The sequence below is a fragment of the Collinsella sp. SGI.241 genome, assembly GCF_050312955.1.
Taxonomy (GTDB): Bacteria; Actinomycetota; Coriobacteriia; order Coriobacteriales; family Coriobacteriaceae; genus Collinsella.
Genome location: NZ_JBNPKM010000014.1, coordinates 1 through 16,793 on the forward strand (window position 1 = coordinate 1; position 16,793 = coordinate 16,793).

Genomic DNA, 16,793 nt, shown 5'->3' on the forward strand with positions numbered 1-16,793 from the left:
GTCTTTAAAGCGGGACGCGGCTTCCCCTAGGGAAGCATCTCGTTATTTGCCGTCGTCGTCCTGGGCTTCATCGCGCGCGTAGAGCTCCAGCATGCGGCGGCGGTATTCGCGCACGGCGAGCTTGGCGCGCTCCAGGCGGCGGCGCTCACGCGGAGTCAGCTTGGACGGGTCGATCTCGTCGCCATAGGTCTTCTCAGCCAGCAAATGAGCGGCGTCCACGATGCGGGCATCGATGTGGCCGCTCGCTGCCTCGATCGAGAGGCGGTCAGCAATGGAATCAAGGGTAGGTATGCCGTCGAGCGAACGCCCATGGCCATGCGAGGTCAAAAGCTCATGCTCGCGCGCGAGCAGGCTCGCTAGGTCGTGGTGAGCGCGCAGGATATCGAGTGCGTCGGCAGGGTGCTCGGCGACCTCTGCCACGGCAGTGGCCGGCGCGGCATCGACCACGCGATAGAAGAGCTGCGCGAGCAGCGGCATCAAGAACACCGTGATGGCACCGGCGGCTACCATAACCGAGGCGACGTCTTGCGACAGCGCGCCTGCGTTGACGGCCACACTCGTCACGGCAACGATGATCGGCAGGGCCGTAGTGCAGTACAGAGCCACGGTAATGCGGCCATACGCCGAAACGTCACGTGTCGCGGGACAAATGCTCATAGAGACAAGGATCGGCACGGCGCGAATGATCAGCAACGCCGCGATAAAGCCCACGAGCAGACCCGGGCGCGACGCCACGGCCGTCAGGTCAATCTTTGCGCCCGACACGGTAAAGAACACCGGAATCAAAAAGCCATAGGCCAGGCCATCGAGCTTGGTCTCGAGCGTATGGTTGCCCTCGGGGATGATATAGCGCAGGACAAAGCCGGCGGCAAAAGAGCCCAACACGATGTCGAGGTCAAAGATGGCGGAAAATGCCACGAGTGTGACCAGGATGAGCACCGTCAGGCGCACGAACGTCTGCGACGTCGTGTCGGCCCGCTCCTCGACAAACGCAAAGAAGCGGCTGCCGACGCGCTTGGAGCGGCTCGGAACCACGGCCAACAGCACACAGACCAGTGCAAACAAGCCAAGGATCACGAGCGTCTGGATACCAGTACGAGCGGAGAGCAGCACCGACATGGCGAGCACGGGACCGAGCTCTCCCCACGTGCCATAGGCAAGGATGGAGTCACCCACACGCGTGCCGGTCAGCGAACGCTCACGCATGATGGGCACGAGCGTGCCGAGCGCCGTCGAAGTGAGCGCCAGCGTCACGGCGATACCGTCGAAATGGCTGACCGAGAACCACGGGGTAAAGCGCACGGCAAGCCAGGCGATGCCAAACGTGACGACCCACGTCGCCATACCGTAGCGCCCCTCGACGCCCGTGATGTTCTTGGGGTCGATCTCAAAGCCGGCAAGCAGGAACAAAAAGGCCAGACCGAGCTCGGACACAAGCGAGACCTCGGCATCTACATGGATGACGCCGAGCATGTGAGGTCCCAGCACCGCGCCGAACACGAGCAAAAAGACCGTCTCGGGAACGGGCTTTCCGGGAATCGCCGATGCGATAAAGGGGCTTGCGAAAGCCACAAGCGCGATGATGGCGAGCGAAACGAATGCCATGTGATGCCTTTCTCTTGTTTGCGCTTCACTGTAGCACCCTCGCCGTCCTCAATACGCCATGAGCTGTCGTATCATAGTGACGTTTACAAACATGTGGCTCAAGGCGACCGCGAGGCTTGTCCCGCAAACCGACCGCTGCCGCATACCGCACCGTACGCCCAACCGATCAGGAAGGCAGGAACCAATGGTCTCTCGTATTTACGTGGAGAAGAAACCCGGGTTCGACGTCGAGGCTCAGCAGCTCAAGGGCGAGCTGACCGAAATTCTCGGCATCAAGGGCATCGAGGCCCTGAGGATCATCAACCGCTACGACGTCGAGGGCATCGACGAGGAGCTTTTCCGCTCCTGCGTGCCGACCGTCTTTAGCGAGCCCCAGGTCGATGTGACCTACGACGAACTCCCCGCAAGCGATGGCGCCGTCTTTGCCGTCGAATTCCTGCCTGGCCAGTTTGACCAGCGCGCCGACTCCGCCAGCGAGTGCGTGCAGCTCATCAGCCAGGGCGAGCGCCCCGCCGTGCGCTCCGCCAAGGTCTATATGATCTCGGGCGCTCTGGACGAAGCCGCCATCGAGGCCATCAAGCACTACGTGGTGAATCCCGTCGAGGCCCGCATCGCCTCGCTCGACCTACCCGAGACGCTGTACATGGAGACCCCCGAGCCCCAGCCCGTCGAGGTGCTCGACGGCTTCCGCGAACTCGACGAGGCCGGCCTTGCCGCCTTTATCTCCGAGCGCGGCCTTGCCATGGACGAGGCGGACATCGCCTTCTGCCAGCAGTACTTCCGCGATGAGGACCGCGACCCCACCATCACCGAGATCCGCGTGATCGACACCTATTGGTCCGACCACTGCCGCCACACCACCTTCGGTACCGTCCTGGACGACGTGACAATCGATGACGCCGTGGTACAGCAGGCCTTCGACCGCTATATGGAGATGCGCCACGAGCTCGGTCGCGACGCCAAGCCCGTCTGCCTCATGGACATGGGCACCATCGGTGCCAAGTACCTTAAGAAGACCGGCGTCATGACCGATGTCGACGAGTCCGAGGAGATCAACGCCTGCACCGTCAAGGTGAAGGTCGATGTCGACGGCGAGGACCAGGACTGGCTGTTCCTGTTTAAGAACGAGACCCACAACCACCCGACCGAGATCGAGCCCTTCGGCGGTGCCGCCACCTGCGTGGGCGGCGCCATCCGCGACCCGCTCTCTGGCCGCAGCTATGTGTACCAGGCCATGCGCGTCACCGGCGCCGGCGACCCCACCGTCCCGGTCTCCGAGACGCTCGAGGGCAAGCTGCCGCAGCGCAAGCTCGTGACCACCGCTGCCGCCGGCTACTCCAGCTACGGCAACCAAATCGGCCTTGCCACCGGTCAGGTCTACGAACTCTATCACCCCGGCTACGTGGCCAAGCGCATGGAGGTCGGCGCCGTCGTGGGCGCCACCCCGGCAAACCACGTGCGCCGCGAGTGCCCCGCCCCCACCGACAAGATCATCCTGCTGGGCGGCCGCACCGGCCGTGACGGCATCGGCGGTGCCACCGGCTCCTCCAAGACCCAGAACACCGATTCCATCGAGACCTCGGGTGCCGAGGTCCAGAAGGGCAACGCCCCGGTCGAGCGCAAGCTGCAGCGTCTGTTCCGCCGCGGCGACGCCTGCCGCCTGATCAAGCGCTGCAACGACTTTGGCGCCGGCGGCGTCTCGGTCGCCGTGGGCGAGCTTGCCGACGGCCTGTATGTCGACCTGGACACCGTGACCAAGAAGTACGACGGCCTGGACGGAACCGAGCTCGCTATCTCCGAGTCCCAGGAGCGCATGGCCTGCGCCGTCGCCGACGGTGACGTCGAGGAGTTCATGGGTTATGCCGCCGAGGAGAACCTGGAGGCGACCGTCATCGCCGAGGTTACCGCCGAGCCGCGCATGCGTATGGCCTGGAACGGCGTCGCCATCGTCGATCTGTCCCGCGAGTTCCTCAACTCCAACGGTGCACCCAAGCACCAGGTCGCCCACGTGTGTGCCCGCAGCGTGTGGCAACCCAGCTGGGCCGGCACCACGCTTGCCGAGCGCATGACCTCGCTTGTCACCGATCTCAACGTCGCCTCCAACAAGGGCCTTTCCGAGCGCTTCGACTCCACCATCGGTGCCGCTACCGTGCTCATGCCCTTTGGCGGCAAGACGCAGCTCACCCCGAGCTCTGCCATGGTCGCCAAGTTCCCCGTGGACGGCGAGACCACCACGGCGAGCGCTATGGCATGGGGCTTCAACCCCTACCTGATGGAGGCCGACCAGTTTGCAGGCGCCTACCTGTCCGTGGTCGAGTCCATCGCCAAGCTCGTTGCCGCCGGCTTTGAGCACAAGCGCGCCTACCTCTCCTTCCAGGAGTACTTTGAGCGCCTGCGCACCGAGCCCGAACGTTGGGGCAAGCCCATGGCAGCCGTCCTGGGCGCCCTTATGGCCCAGGTCGACCTGGGTGCCGGCGCCATCGGCGGCAAGGATTCCATGAGCGGCTCGTTTGAGGACGAGGCCGGCGAGCTCAACGTTCCGCCGACCCTGATCAGCTTCGCTGTCGCCGTGGGCCGTGCCGCCCGCGCCGTCTCCCCCGAGTTTAAGGGCCTCACGCACCGCGTCGTTCGCATCGCCCCCGCCACCTATGGCGAGGACTACCGCCCCGATGCCCAGCAGCTGCTCGCCGCGTTTGACGCCGTCGAGGCGCTCACCGCTACCGGCGACGCCCTGGCCGTCTCCACGCCCGGCTACGGCTGCGGCGCCGAGAGCCTCTTTAAGATGTGCGTCGGCAACCAGATCGGTATCGAGCTTGCCGAAGATGTGGACGTGGAGAGCCTCTTCACCCCGCTCTACGGCAGCTTTATCGTCGAGCTCGCCGAGGACGCCGAGCTGCCCGAGGTCGCCGACGGCGTTGTCGTCGAGCCCCTGGGTACCACCGTCGAGGGCTATGTCATCGACACCGGCTCCGAAGTCATCGAGCTCGCCGAGCTCCAGGAGGCCTGGGAGAGCGGTATCGAGGGCGTCTTCGCCTACCGCAGCGCCGGCGAGACCCCCGAGGTCGAGGCCATCGACTTCCGCGCTAAGGATATCCACGTGTACGGCGGCGCCAAGATCGCCCGCCCGCGCGTGATCATCCCTGTGTTCCCCGGCAACAACTGCGAGTACGATAGCGCCCGCGCCTTCCGCGCCGCCGGCGCCGAGGCCGACACCTTCGTGATCAACAACCTCACGCCCGAGGCCGTCGCCGAGAGCACCCACGAGCTCGCCCGCCGCATCCGTGCAAGCCAGATCGTCATGATTCCCGGCGGCTTCTCGGGCGGCGACGAGCCCGACGGCTCCGCCAAGTTCATCACGGCGTTCTTCCGCGCTCCCGAGGTCACCGAGGCAGTCCGCGACCTGCTTAAGGCCCGCGACGGCCTGATGCTGGGCATCTGCAACGGCTTCCAGGCCCTGATCAAGCTCGGCCTGGTGCCCTACGGCGACATCGTCGACGCCACGCCCGATGCGCCCACGCTGACGTTCAACACCATCGGTCGCCATCAGAGCCGTCTGGTGCGCACCCGCATCTCGTCCAACCTGTCCCCGTGGCTGTCGCAGTGCAGTCTGGACGACCCCTACACCGTCGCCATCAGCCACGGCGAGGGCCGCTTTGTCGCCAACGATGAAGTGCTCGCCCAGCTGATCGCCAACGGCCAGGTCGCCACGCAGTACGTGGGCGAGGATGGCAAGCCCAGCATGGATCTCTCCGTCAACCCCAACGGCTCCGCGCTCGCCATCGAGGGCATCACGAGCCCCGACGGCCGCGTCCTGGGCAAGATGGGCCATGCCGAGCGTCGCGGCGACAACCTGTACCGCAACGTGCCCGAGCATGTCCCCGGCGATAAGTTCATGCCGATCTTTGAGAGCGGCGTAGCCTACTTCGCTTAAATACGTTCCCATCGGGTACAATCCCCTCGGGTAACAACACCCGCCACCGGCACACCCGGTGGCGGGTTCTTTTTTACTTCGCGCATACAGGAAGGACATCATGGAAAGCCGCAAGCCGTATCTCGCCACCCTGCCCGGACTCATCCTGGGCTGCCTCGTCTGCTGCGCACTCTGGGGGTCGGCTTTCCCCTGCATCAAGATCGGCTATGAGCTCTTTGGCATCCCCGCGCACGATAGCGCCTCGCAGCTGCTCTTTGCGGGCTTGCGCTTCACGCTTGCCGGCGCCCTGGTTATCGTTGGGATGAGCGCGGCCCAGCGCTGCCCACTCGTTCCACAGGCTCGCGACATTAAGCCCATCTGCATCCTGTCGCTCTTCCAGACTATCGGGCAGTACTTCTTTTTCTACCTGGGACTCTCGCGCGCCAGCGCCATGTCGAGTTCCATCATCGAGGCCAGCGCCAACTTCCTCGCCATCCTCTTTGCCGCTCTGGCGTTTCGCACCGAAAAGCTCGATGCGACCAAGGTGCTCGGCTGCGTACTGGGCTTTGCCGGCGTCGCATTCGTCAACCTTTCGGGTGCGGACGGCACCTTTGGCTTTACACTCGACGGCGAGGGATTTATCTTGGCTTCCACTATTGCGGGCGCCCTGTCGACCTGCCTCATTGGCATCTTCTCGCGCGAGCATGACGGCGTCTTGCTCGCCGGCTGGCAGTTTTTGGTCGGCGGTTTGGTCCTTACCGCCATCGGGTTTTTGATGGGCGGCGCGCTATTCCCCACCGAAATCGCCCCCGCCATCGCGCTCATCATTTATATGGCGCTCATTTCCGCCGTCGCGTACTCGCTGTGGTCCCGCCTACTCGCCGTCAACCCCGTTAGCCGCGTTTCGGTCTTTGGCTTTATGAACCCGGTCTTTGGCGTGCTGTTGAGCGCGTTGTTGCTCGGAGAGGGCGCTGGCACGAGCCCCGTTACCGTAATTGTGGCCCTGCTCTTGGTCTGCAGTGGCATCATCATTGTCAACAAACCTAAAAAGGCCTAACAAACCACCCCGTTTGGAAAAGGGCAGCTCTCGCTTTAGCTTAATGGAGTACACTGTATCTCGTTGATTTCGTACCGAGTCGCGGCGACAGACGCCGTCTTGCCGTAACGCGCCGGCGACATCGAGGGGATACAGATGCATAAGAAACTGGTTATGGGAAACCAGGCCTTTGCGTATGCCGCGCTTGCGGCGGGCGTTCGCGTGGTCGCCGGTTACCCGGGCACGCCGTCGACGGAACTTGTCGAGACAGTTGCCAAACTCAAGGCCCAAGGTAGTGCCGAGGGTGTCCACGTCGAGTGGTCGACCAACGAAAAAGCCGCGCTCGAGGTGCTGGCAGGCGCATCGTATGCAGGAGCGCGCTGCCTTTTTACCTGCAAACAAGTCGGACTAAACGTTGCCTCCGACCCGCTCATGAGCCTCAACTACGTGGGCATCAAGGGCGGCCTGGTGCTGTTTGTTGCCGATGATCCCGGCCCCATCTCCTCTCAAACCGAGCAGGATACGCGCCGCTTTGCCGCATTTGCGAAGATCCCCGTGCTCGATCCGCAAAATCTGGAGCAGGGTTACGCGATGATGCAAGAGGCATTTGAAATCTCGGAGCGCTACCATACGCCCGTTATCGTGCGCCCCACCACCCGCGTATGTCACGCCTCAACCTATTTGGAGGTACCCGAGCATACCGTCGCACATCCCGCTGGCACCTTTGAGAAGGATCCCAAATGGGTTATCTTCCCGCGCCGTTCGTTTACCGCCCATGGCGAGGTTAACGAGCGCCTGCCGCAGATTGCAGATGCCTACTCCAGCGGCAAGGCCGCAGACGCGTTTAACCCCATCGAAAACCATGGCGATGCCACGCCGCGCCTGGTGAGCTGCCGCGCTCCGAGAAAAAGACGAGGCGCATCTTCGACAGCCGATACTAGTCCCCGAAAGCGCAGAAGGGGCGCACGACCATCGCAACGGTCGTGCGCCCCTTTTTCTAGCGTATCTGGACGCCGACTTTCTTCTTCTCGCGCTTTACGCGGTAGAGCTCCGCGTCGGCAGCACGGAGCAAGTCTTGCCAGGTATCGACGCCATCACCAACCCGTGCGTAGCCGATGGACATCCGCAACAGATACGGAACCTCGGCGCGCGCGAGCTCGTCGTTGATTGCCGCGCACAGATGCAAGATATCCTGCTCCGCTATCGCCTTTTGAAGCACCACGAACTCATCGCCGCCATAACGCGCGATAAAGCTACCAGACGCCGAGCAGACTTCTTTGAGCGCAGCGGATATGACCTGAAGAGCATGGTCGCCCTCCACATGTCCATAGCGGTCGTTAATCTGCTTAAAGCCGTCGGCGTCCATCACAAGCAGATACACGTCTTTGGCCTGATCCACATTTGAGAAGAGCGACAGTATATAGGTCTCAAAACGGTTGCGATTGTTGAGGCCAGTCAACGGGTCGGTCGAGATGAGCTGCTCCTGGAAGACAATGTAGAGCAGCAATATGCTAATCATTATGCCGACACAAAGGCCGGGCAACGAGTATACAACCTGAAAGGTACCGCCCACCAGGGCCGGAATGGCGAAAAATGCCAAGGTTCGATAGATGGTCTTCGTCTGCAGGCTCTCGACCCTGCGAGATTGCACAAACGCATGTAGGGACGTATGTATAACGTAACAGTAGCTGACAATGGGCTGGATCATATAAGCAGAGCCGCGACTATACACGCCCTGCGAATCGATATAGAACAGGGCGTGCGTCCAGTAACTGGTAAACGCCAGCACGACCACCAGAACCGTAGGCGACGCTACAAGCACCACCCTATAGCGCGAGGCCAAAAGGCGAGAACCCTGCACCGTCTCGGAATAGATAAACCAAATGAGACACACGATGGCAAAGAGCGAAAACGAAACCGCGTTGGAAATCCAGTTGACAGCAATGCCCAACGTGCCGTCCACACCATCCAATAGCACCCAGATCATATCGAATAATATGTACGCGGCAGAGGTGTAGCCAAGCATGCTAAACAATAGCTGCTGGGTGCTCGAGAACAAGGAGCGACGACTCCGCACGGCAAGCCCGATAAGAACAATCATGCTTAGCAGGAATATCTCAATCTTGAGCGCCTTGACCACCAGGCCCATCTCCCCATCATCAAACCGACAGCGCTTCTCCGAGCCGCACGCATCACCATAACTCCCCCAATCCAGAGGGGAATAAGGGAATAATACCAGAGCGCCCGGGCGCTCTCACGGCGCGAGTTGCACGCCAGCATCATTGATGGGCGCCGATGGCTACTCGCCATCGATGTCGGCCGCGACGGCTTCCTCGATGGCCTCGACACCGGCGGGCGACAGGTCTTCCTTGCCCTGGTAGAACTTCTTATCGACCCAACCGGTCAGAATCGGAGCCATGATTGCCGTGATGATGACGGCGGTGGCGATCTGAGCGTATGCGGTGGGCGCAAGCTCGGCATAGCGCGGCGCGACCTCGGCAAGAGCAACCGGCGTGGTCATAGCCGTGCCGGCGATGGTGGAACAAGCCACGGCGGCTTTGCCGTTACCGCCGCACAGGCGCTCGAACGCAAAGGTGATGGGACCGACGACAAACAACGTGACAAGGCCCAGCAAGATGCCGGAAATGCCGCCGGCGATAAAGCTCGACAGGCTCATAGACGCACCGAGTTGAAATCCGATGACGGCGATCGCAGGATTGGTGCCGGGAACCAGCAGGTTCTTGATGAACGGGAAGAGGTTGCCCAAAACCATGCCAATCACGAGCGGCAGGATGGAACCGATGATGGTGCCAACGGGAATGTTGGCAAGACCAGAGACACCAAGAATGATCATGGTAACCGCAGGGCCCGCCGTGAAGAACAGGATGCCCACGGCGCCCTGCTCGGACTCGTCGCCAAACTCGCCCATGATGCCCGTGTAGAGCGCCATGTTGCAAAACGTTATGCCGCCGATGATGGAAACCGAGCTCAGGCCCAAAAAGTTGTCGTTAAAGAAATACGCAACGCTCAAGCCCAGCACGGCTGCCACCACAAGCTTAGGAATCAGTACGACGATGCCGGTCTTGATGGCACCCGGCGTGGACTTAAAGCTGATGCCGGCACCCACGAACAACAGGATCGCGGCGACGATGGTATTGGAACCGCCGCGGCAGGCGGCGGTAAAGAAGCCGCCGATCTCGAAGACCTGCGGGCAGAAGGTATTGAGCAAAAGGCCGACGATCATCGGGTAGATCATGATGTCACCCGGAATGCGCGGTACTTTGAATTTCTTCTGCTCGTTGGCGATCGCTTCCTGTGCCATGAAACCCCCATTTCCGCCGACGCAGAACAAAAGCCCACGTCATGCTTTGCTACAGTAAAGTTTGACCATGGTACCAGAAGAAGCAGACCGGCTCGGTGAGAAATCCGATTCGTGGGGCCCGGACGGTAAACGCACCCCACTCCTATACGAGGCTCAAAACGATATAGAGCCCGATACCCGAGACGCAGCACCACAACATCGACTTTGTCTTGATTGCCACCGCAACGACGCCGACAGCCGCTGCGAAAAGAGCAGGCAAATAAAGAGCGATGTGCAGACAAAACCCGCAATAGCGGTGGGAACATCGACAACGGCGCACCTATCGCAACATTGGTAAGCATCACCGGCCAGACGGTTTTAACGATTTTGAGCACCATGGCGTTCCTCGTCCCGACAAGCTTTCTGAGCCGCATTCGACGACATGGCAGAATCATCGCCCGGCGGCAACCGAGTTCACCTACAATTGCCACCGGATCGAAAGACACAGAAAGACACAGCTTTTTTAGGAAGTCGTTATGACAGCTATCGATCGAACGGGGGCAATCGCGGCCTTCAGGACCTACACCGATGCCTACGATGCCGCCAATCCGCGTATCGCGCTCAAAATCGAGCATACGTACCACGTTGCCGAGGCATGCGATGCCGTGGCACGCAAGCAGGGCTGGTCACCGCAGGACATTGACCTGGCGTGGCTTTGTGGGCTGTTGCACGATATGGGCCGCTTTGAGCAGCTGCGACGCTGGGACACGTTTAAGGATGCCGAGAGCATGAGCCATGCGAAGTTGGGCCTCGAGGTCCTCTTTGGCAAAAACCCTGCAGACGCGCCCGCGGCAACAAGTATCCGCGACTTTATCGACAGCCCGGCAGAAGACGAGCTCATCCGCGCGAGCATCGCCTATCACAGTGACTTTCGCCTGCCGGCGCAACTCGACGAGCGTACACGGTGCTTCTGCGATATCGTGCGCGATGGCGACAAAATCGACATTATGCGCACCATCGCCGACAGCACCGTTGACACCATCCTCAAGGTGGATGAGAACGCATTTCTCGCCAGCCACTTCTCGGCGCCGACGTTGGCCGCCTTTGACGAGCACCGCTGCGTCGCACGTGATGAACGCGACGAGCCCGCGGACTACCTGGTAGGACTCATCTGCTTTATGTTTGAGCTCGTCTATCCGGCGAGCCGCGCGCTGGCGCGCGAGCAGGGCGATATCTACCGCCTGCTCGACGCGCCCTTTGGTATTACGCAGCCCTTTACCGACCCCGCCACACAGGCAACCTGGAGCCGTCTTAGGGAAGAGATGCGCGACTGGCTGGCGCGCGCCTAGCGCTCAAGCTGGGCTAGCAGCTCCTCGACGACCTCGACGGCATCACCGACAACCTTGTACTGGGCAGCACCAAAGATGGGGGCATCCGGGTCCTCGTTGATGGCGATAATGCATTCCGCCCCACCGATGCCGGCAAGATGCTGGATGGCGCCCGAAACACCGATACTCACAAGAATCTTGGGCGAAACCGATACGCCCGTCTGGCCAATCTGATGGCGATACTCCAACCAGCCGGCCTCCACGACAGGTCGCGTGCAGCCAAGCTCGGCTCCCAGAGCCTCGGCGAGCCTTCGCATCAGCGGCAGGTTTTTCTTGGAACCAATGCCGCGACCTACCACGACCAGGCGCTCGGCATCGGCGATTGAAGCCTGCTGTCCCCACTCCTCGGCGGGAATCGAGATCTCGACACGAGCCTTAGCATCATCCGCAAGTGCTATCTGGGTGATCGTGCCGGAGCGGCCGTAGTCAAAGTCGGGCGCCTTAAAGATGCCGGGGCGCACCGTTGCCATCTGGGGACGATGATTGGGGCAGACGATGGTGGCCATCAGGTTGCCGCCAAACGCCGGACGCGTCTGTTGCAGCAGCCCCGTCTCCGTATCCATCGAAAGCACGGTGCAGTCAGCCGTAAGGCCCGTCTGCAAACGCACGGCAACGCCGGGTGCCAGTTCGCGGCCAAAGGCGGTCGCTCCGTACAGAATGGCCTCGGGCTTGCGCTCTGCCACCAAATCGCAGATGAGGCGAGCATAGACCTCCACATCGTTCTGGCGCAGACGCTCGTCGCGACAGATCAGGACCTCGTCTGCACCGGCGCAAACCAGATGCTCCAGGTCACCGAGAGAACCCTCGGGGCCCATGCCGACCAGCGCCACCAGGCGACAGCCGCGTGTATCCGCAAGCTCGCGGCCCTTGCCCATGAGCTCGAAGGCAACGGGAGTCACCGTATCGTGCTCGTCGGTCTGCGCGAATACCCAAATGTCTCGATATGCATCGAGGTCAACCGCGCCGGCAGCCTCGTCGCGCTCGATCGAAATGGCATTGACGGGGCAAGCGTCGACGCACCCGCCGCATAGGATGCAGCCGTCGGTTACGCGGGCGCAACGGTTGGGCCGCTCGCCTTCCACTACGATGCCGCCCGAGGCACAGGCGCGAACGCAGCGACCACAGCCGATACAGGCTTCGCTATCGATAATCAGTCCGCTCATCTATGCCATCCCCTCGATAATCTTGGCAAGTTTCGCCGCCTGCTCGGACGCCGTTCCGTCAACGGCCTCGCACGTTTGGTCGCGGTCGGGCACAAACGATCGCACGACCTGTGTCGGCGAGCCGGCAAGACCGCAGCGCGCGGGGTCGGCGTTCACGTCGGCAGCGTTGACCACGCGCACGTCCGCCTCCTCGGCCGCACGAATACCGGCGATACTCGGCATGCGCAGTTGGCCAATCTCCTTGGCAGTCGTCATCGCGCACGGCATCTCAAGATAGACTGTCTCCTCGCCGGCATCGCAGCCGTGAACAAGCGCCAGTGAACCACAGGTCGTAAAGCCCGCACTCTGCACGCAGCTCACGTCGGTCACGCAGGGAATCTCGAAGGCACCGGCAAGCTCGGGACCAATCTGGGCCGTATCGCCGTCCACCGCCATCTTGCCGCAGATGAGCAGGTCGAAGTCCTCGTCGAGCGCCTCGATGCCGCACTTGAGGGCATAGGTGGTTGCCAGGGTATCGGCACCTGCAAAGGCGCGATCGGTTAGCAGCAGTGCGTCATCGGCGCCTCGGGCGATGCAGTCGCGCAATAGCGATTCAGTCGCGGGGATGCCCATCGACACCACCGTTACGCGCACGTCCATGCCAAAGCCGATAAAGTCGTCCTTCAGCGCCAGCGCGCATTCCAAAGCGCTCGCATCAAAGGGATTAATGACCGCCTGCTTGCCATCGCGCACGATGGTATTGGTCTTGGGGTCCATCTTGACCTCGGTGCTGCCCGGCACCGCCTTGACGCACACCACCATATGGAAATCGCTCATCTTCACGCGCCCCCTTTCTGGACGAGCTCATCCAAGAGCTTCTCCGAAAACAGGTTACCGCGGCCCAGCTGCCCGGCAGGATCGAGCTGGAGCTTGAGCCGCGCCGACTCGACCATGGCCTCGTGACCGTACATCGTCTCCAAGAAGCCCGCCTTGATCTTGCCGACGCCGTGTTCGGCGGAGACGGCGCCGCCCATGGCCGTGACCTCGGAAGCCCACTGGGCAAAGAGCTCTCCGCCGCGGCGGTAATCCTGCGCATCGCGCGGCAGAATGTTCACATGCAGATGGTTGTTACCGATGTGCCCCCAGGCGGCAGATTCAAGCCCACTTTCGGCCAACGTGCGGCGATAAAGGGCGATGACATCGGCCAAGTGCGCGTTGGGCACCGACATATCCGACCCCAGCTTGGTAATGGTGGGGTCCGTGCGGCGACGCTCGTCAATGAGCATGTTGACGCTCTCGGGCACCGCATGGCGGAAGAATCGCTGACACTCGCGATCGACCTCGGTGCGCGCGACCCATGTCGCATCGTCGCTGCCGCCCGCAAGCTCCAGTACCCACCCCAAGTGATACAGCTCCTCAGTCGCCTGGGCTTCGTCGTCGCAGTCGAGCTCCACGTAGACACAGACCTTGGCGTCTTTGTCGAGCGCCGGCAGCGAGGCAAACGCGGTCGACTGCTCGCGCTGACGACGCAGGATATCCAGGGCACCCGCATCGAAATATTCGATGGCAGCCGCGTGGGACAGGACGGGACGTACAGAATCGGTGAAGGACACGGCCTTGTCTTCGCTGTCAAAGAAGCAGCTCACGCCCCAAACGACCGCAGGCGCCGCCTGCAGGGCAATCTCGAGCTCGGTGATGACGCCGAGTGTGCCACACGCACCGATAAACAGATCGATGGCATCCATATCGTCAGCAACGAAATAGCCCGAAGCATTTTTGGTCTTGGGCATGGTGTAGTCGGGAAGGTCGAGCTCGAGCGTGCGGCCCTGCACCGTGACGAGCGAAAGGCGACGACCCTGTGCAAAAACCTCGCCACGGTGAAGCTCGAGCAGGTCGCCATCGGTCAGCACGACATGAAGGCCCGTGACGTGAGGGCGCATGGGGCTGTAAGCGTAGCTACGGGCGCCGGAAGCGTTGCATGCCGCCATACCGCCCAGGCAGGCAGATGCCTCGGTGGGATCGGTAGGAAAGAATTGCTCGGGAGCTTCCTGGAACTCCTCGTAGGCCTCAAGCGATGCCTGGTCCCAGCCGGCAGTCGGCAGCACTTTCTTGCCCAGTTGCTTGCGCAGCTCAGACAGCACGACGCCGGGCGCCACGCGCAAAAGAAAGCGGCCCTGCTCATCGCGGCGAATGCCTAGGTAGCGATTCATGCGGGAAGTATTGAGAATGTGACCGCCATGAGGCACGGCGCCGGCGGCAAGACCGGTCCGGGCGCCCTGAACCGTCACCGGGACACGCTCGGCATGGAGCTTTTCCATAATGGCGCGGACCTCGTCCTCCGTTGTCGGAAACGAGATGCTCGAGGCCTCGCCCGATGTGCGAGACTCATCGCGACCATACTCTTCGAACTCGTCGGTGAAGGGTTTGATGGTTGCAGACACGCGAACTCCCCCTTTAGCTAACTACAGTGTTTGCAGGGAAATGTTACCGCATCGTTTCACCGACATGTTCGAGACCGTCTCCATAATTGACGTTTTTAACGTTCGCGCAATTCGGCGAACGGTGGAATTTTCGAGACAAGCGACGCTTTTGCCACACGTTGCCGCGCAGCCACAACATGTGCATTTATCAGTCAAAAATAGTTGAGATTTTTTTCACATGCTTTTACCTGCGGGGATATCGGCTCGTCAAGCAATTGGTTAGTTATTGGGCAAGTTGCGGCTGATACGGTCGGCATCGACAGCCAAACCAATAGGAGTTTTGGCCCCAGAGCAGGGAGGTTTCCATGGCATATTACTGGCCCCAATACGGTTTCGCCATCGAAGTCGATGACGACCCCTATCTCTTGCCTTTCGACGAAGATGCATTTCCAGGTACGGAGGTCTACCACGTCACCACCGATGTGATCTGCGACCCCGAGTCGTTCTCGGCGCTCGCCCACCACATCGCGCGTATCCACAACATCGAGCTCCCTCACGACTTCGACGAGCTCATCTACTCGCGCCGCCTGATGCTTCACATGCTCTTTGGAGCGGACCCGTCCACGTTCGCACGTGTCTACACCACCAAGGACGCCGCATGAGTGCGAAGAAGCCGCCCCGCCTTGCAGGACTGGGGCGTCGCAAGAAACTCGTCGTTGTCTGCCTGGCTGTCGTCTGCGCCCTCATCGCCGTAGGGCTATACGCCTGGCAGTCGCAGCCCGTGCCCGAAGCGGGCGCCTCAGTCACGACGGCAGAAGGTAAATCGCGCCAAGAAATCCAGGATGAGCTCGACGCCATCGTCCGCGACAACATGATGACGATCTCGGTCGCGCCGGTCGCACAGTTGCAGGAAGGCGGCAAGTTGCGCGTCAACGTGCAGAACGTCCAAGACAACAAGTTTCCCCAGCGCTTCCGCGTGATTCAAAACGACGAGACCATCTATGAGTCCGGTGTGGTCGAAGCCGGCAAGACGGTTGAGACCTGCCCCGCCGGCGATATCCAAGAAGGCGAGGCATATATCGAGATTCAGGCACTCGATGCCAAGACCTACGACACCCACGGCAATCCGACGCGCGTCAAAGTGCGGGTGGCACAGGCAGAAGGCTAGTGGCCGACGCGCTCGCAGGGGCAGCACCCTGTCCCCATTCGTCCAACCATCACGGAAACAGTCCGTGACGAGCAGAAGGGATCGATTATGAACACACCCATGAACCTGAGCGGAGCCAGGGCACTCGCCGTGGGCGCAGGGCTTACGCTCGCACTTGCGATGGGCGCCGCGCCAACGGCGGCCATGGCAGAGGTGCGCGTTGGAACCACCGATGTGACGGTGAAGGCCGACATTAGCAATGTTTCGTTTAAGGCGCCAACGGTCATCCCTTTTGCCGCCAAAGCCGACGGAACGCTTGTAGGACCCTCCGACAAGACGATTACCATCGACAACCTCTCGGCATACGGCATCCACGTCACCAACATGAAGGTCACGGCCAAGAACGACTGGACAATCGTTGCAGACGCAAAGACGGGCTCGGCCCAGAACTCCATCGATTTTAAGGTTGGCCCCGATAAGGCAGAAAAGGATGCCAGCTCGGCGACTCAGACTACGGGCCTCGATCTTTCCAAAGACGCAAGCTTCGACATGAAGTACAAGGACATTGCCGACGGAACGGACAAAATTAGGCTCAATGTGAGTGGCCACGTCGCCCGCGTCACGCGTGACATCTACCACGCCACCGGTACGGGAGATCAAGTGGCAAGCATCACCTGGACGGTCGAGCCCGGTGCGCACGCCACGTCCTAAGGCGATTGCACTGGCCGCCATCGTCGGCATCTTGGCGTCCGCACCCGCAATGCCTTTGCTCAACAAGAGCAAGCGCAGGCGGCCACAGAAGTGACCGTCGATCTTTCGGGCCTTAATCGCGGCAGCCGTCACG

At 61.4% G+C, this 16,793-nt stretch carries 12 protein-coding genes and 1 pseudogene; 7 read left to right on the top strand and 6 right to left on the bottom strand.

Annotated features, from left to right (window positions below):
* Nucleotides 1-42 precede the first annotated feature (42 nt).
* Nucleotides 43-1,605, bottom strand: a complete 1,563-nt coding sequence (locus ACQQ92_RS06905) for a cation:proton antiporter (protein ID WP_427719616.1) — start codon at nucleotides 1,603-1,605, stop codon at nucleotides 43-45.
* 184 nt (nucleotides 1,606-1,789) lie between these two features.
* Here ACQQ92_RS06905 and ACQQ92_RS06910 point away from each other — a divergent pair, with 184 nt between their 5' ends.
* The 3 genes and pseudogenes from ACQQ92_RS06910 to ACQQ92_RS06920 form a co-directional block, all read left to right on the top strand.
* Nucleotides 1,790-5,536: a phosphoribosylformylglycinamidine synthase gene (locus ACQQ92_RS06910; protein ID WP_427796116.1), complete on the top strand. Its 3,747-nt coding sequence runs from the start codon at nucleotides 1,790-1,792 to the stop codon at nucleotides 5,534-5,536.
* Nucleotides 5,537-5,636: 100 nt separating this feature from the next.
* Nucleotides 5,637-6,572, top strand: coding sequence for a DMT family transporter (locus ACQQ92_RS06915; RefSeq protein WP_427728283.1), 936 nt, complete (start codon nucleotides 5,637-5,639; stop codon nucleotides 6,570-6,572).
* A gap of 153 nt (nucleotides 6,573-6,725) precedes the next feature.
* Nucleotides 6,726-7,241 (top strand): annotated as a pseudogene (locus ACQQ92_RS06920) (hypothetical protein); the annotation flags it as partial.
* Between the two features lie 307 nt (nucleotides 7,242-7,548).
* Here the strand turns inward: ACQQ92_RS06920 and ACQQ92_RS06925 are convergent.
* Together ACQQ92_RS06925 and ACQQ92_RS06930 are read right to left on the bottom strand one after the other, a co-directional pair.
* Nucleotides 7,549-8,700, bottom strand: coding sequence for a diguanylate cyclase domain-containing protein (locus tag ACQQ92_RS06925; RefSeq protein WP_427796117.1), 1,152 nt, complete (start codon nucleotides 8,698-8,700; stop codon nucleotides 7,549-7,551).
* Nucleotides 8,701-8,850: 150 nt separating this feature from the next.
* On the bottom strand, nucleotides 8,851-9,873 hold the full coding sequence (locus ACQQ92_RS06930; protein ID WP_427794925.1) for a 2-keto-3-deoxygluconate permease: 1,023 nt from the start codon (nucleotides 9,871-9,873) through the stop codon (nucleotides 8,851-8,853).
* 515 nt (nucleotides 9,874-10,388) lie between these two features.
* Between ACQQ92_RS06930 and ACQQ92_RS06935 the strand changes: the two genes are divergently transcribed.
* Entirely contained in the window at nucleotides 10,389-11,201 is an 813-nt protein-coding gene (locus ACQQ92_RS06935; RefSeq protein WP_427796118.1) for an HD domain-containing protein, read from the top strand.
* On the opposite strand, the gene ACQQ92_RS06940 is transcribed toward ACQQ92_RS06935, so the two are convergent.
* From ACQQ92_RS06940 to ACQQ92_RS06950, 3 genes are read right to left on the bottom strand one after another with little or no spacing between them, the layout of a single operon-like run.
* Nucleotides 11,198-12,403, bottom strand: coding sequence for an FAD-binding protein (locus ACQQ92_RS06940; RefSeq protein ID WP_427728273.1), 1,206 nt, complete (start codon nucleotides 12,401-12,403; stop codon nucleotides 11,198-11,200). The two genes, ACQQ92_RS06935 and ACQQ92_RS06940, sit on opposite strands and share 4 nt — an antisense overlap.
* The gene (locus ACQQ92_RS06945) at nucleotides 12,404-13,219 is read right to left on the bottom strand and encodes an electron transfer flavoprotein subunit beta/FixA family protein (protein WP_154517150.1); all 816 of its coding nucleotides are present in this window, start codon (nucleotides 13,217-13,219) and stop codon (nucleotides 12,404-12,406) included. It abuts the gene before it with no gap.
* A gap of 2 nt (nucleotides 13,220-13,221) precedes the next feature.
* Nucleotides 13,222-14,823 (bottom strand): FAD-binding oxidoreductase, encoded by a 1,602-nt coding sequence (locus tag ACQQ92_RS06950; protein ID WP_427728270.1) that lies wholly within the window; start codon nucleotides 14,821-14,823, stop codon nucleotides 13,222-13,224.
* A gap of 344 nt (nucleotides 14,824-15,167) precedes the next feature.
* Between ACQQ92_RS06950 and ACQQ92_RS06955 the strand changes: the two genes are divergently transcribed.
* From ACQQ92_RS06955 to ACQQ92_RS06965, 3 genes are all read left to right on the top strand, one after another.
* Nucleotides 15,168-15,464 (top strand): hypothetical protein, encoded by a 297-nt coding sequence (locus tag ACQQ92_RS06955; RefSeq protein ID WP_154517147.1) that lies wholly within the window; start codon nucleotides 15,168-15,170, stop codon nucleotides 15,462-15,464.
* Nucleotides 15,461-15,970: a hypothetical protein gene (locus ACQQ92_RS06960; RefSeq protein WP_427719604.1), complete on the top strand. Its 510-nt coding sequence runs from the start codon at nucleotides 15,461-15,463 to the stop codon at nucleotides 15,968-15,970. The genes ACQQ92_RS06955 and ACQQ92_RS06960 overlap by 4 nt, the downstream gene beginning before the upstream one ends.
* A gap of 87 nt (nucleotides 15,971-16,057) precedes the next feature.
* Nucleotides 16,058-16,660, top strand: a complete 603-nt coding sequence (locus ACQQ92_RS06965) for a hypothetical protein (RefSeq protein ID WP_427796119.1) — start codon at nucleotides 16,058-16,060, stop codon at nucleotides 16,658-16,660.
* Nucleotides 16,661-16,793: the final 133 nt, after the last annotated feature.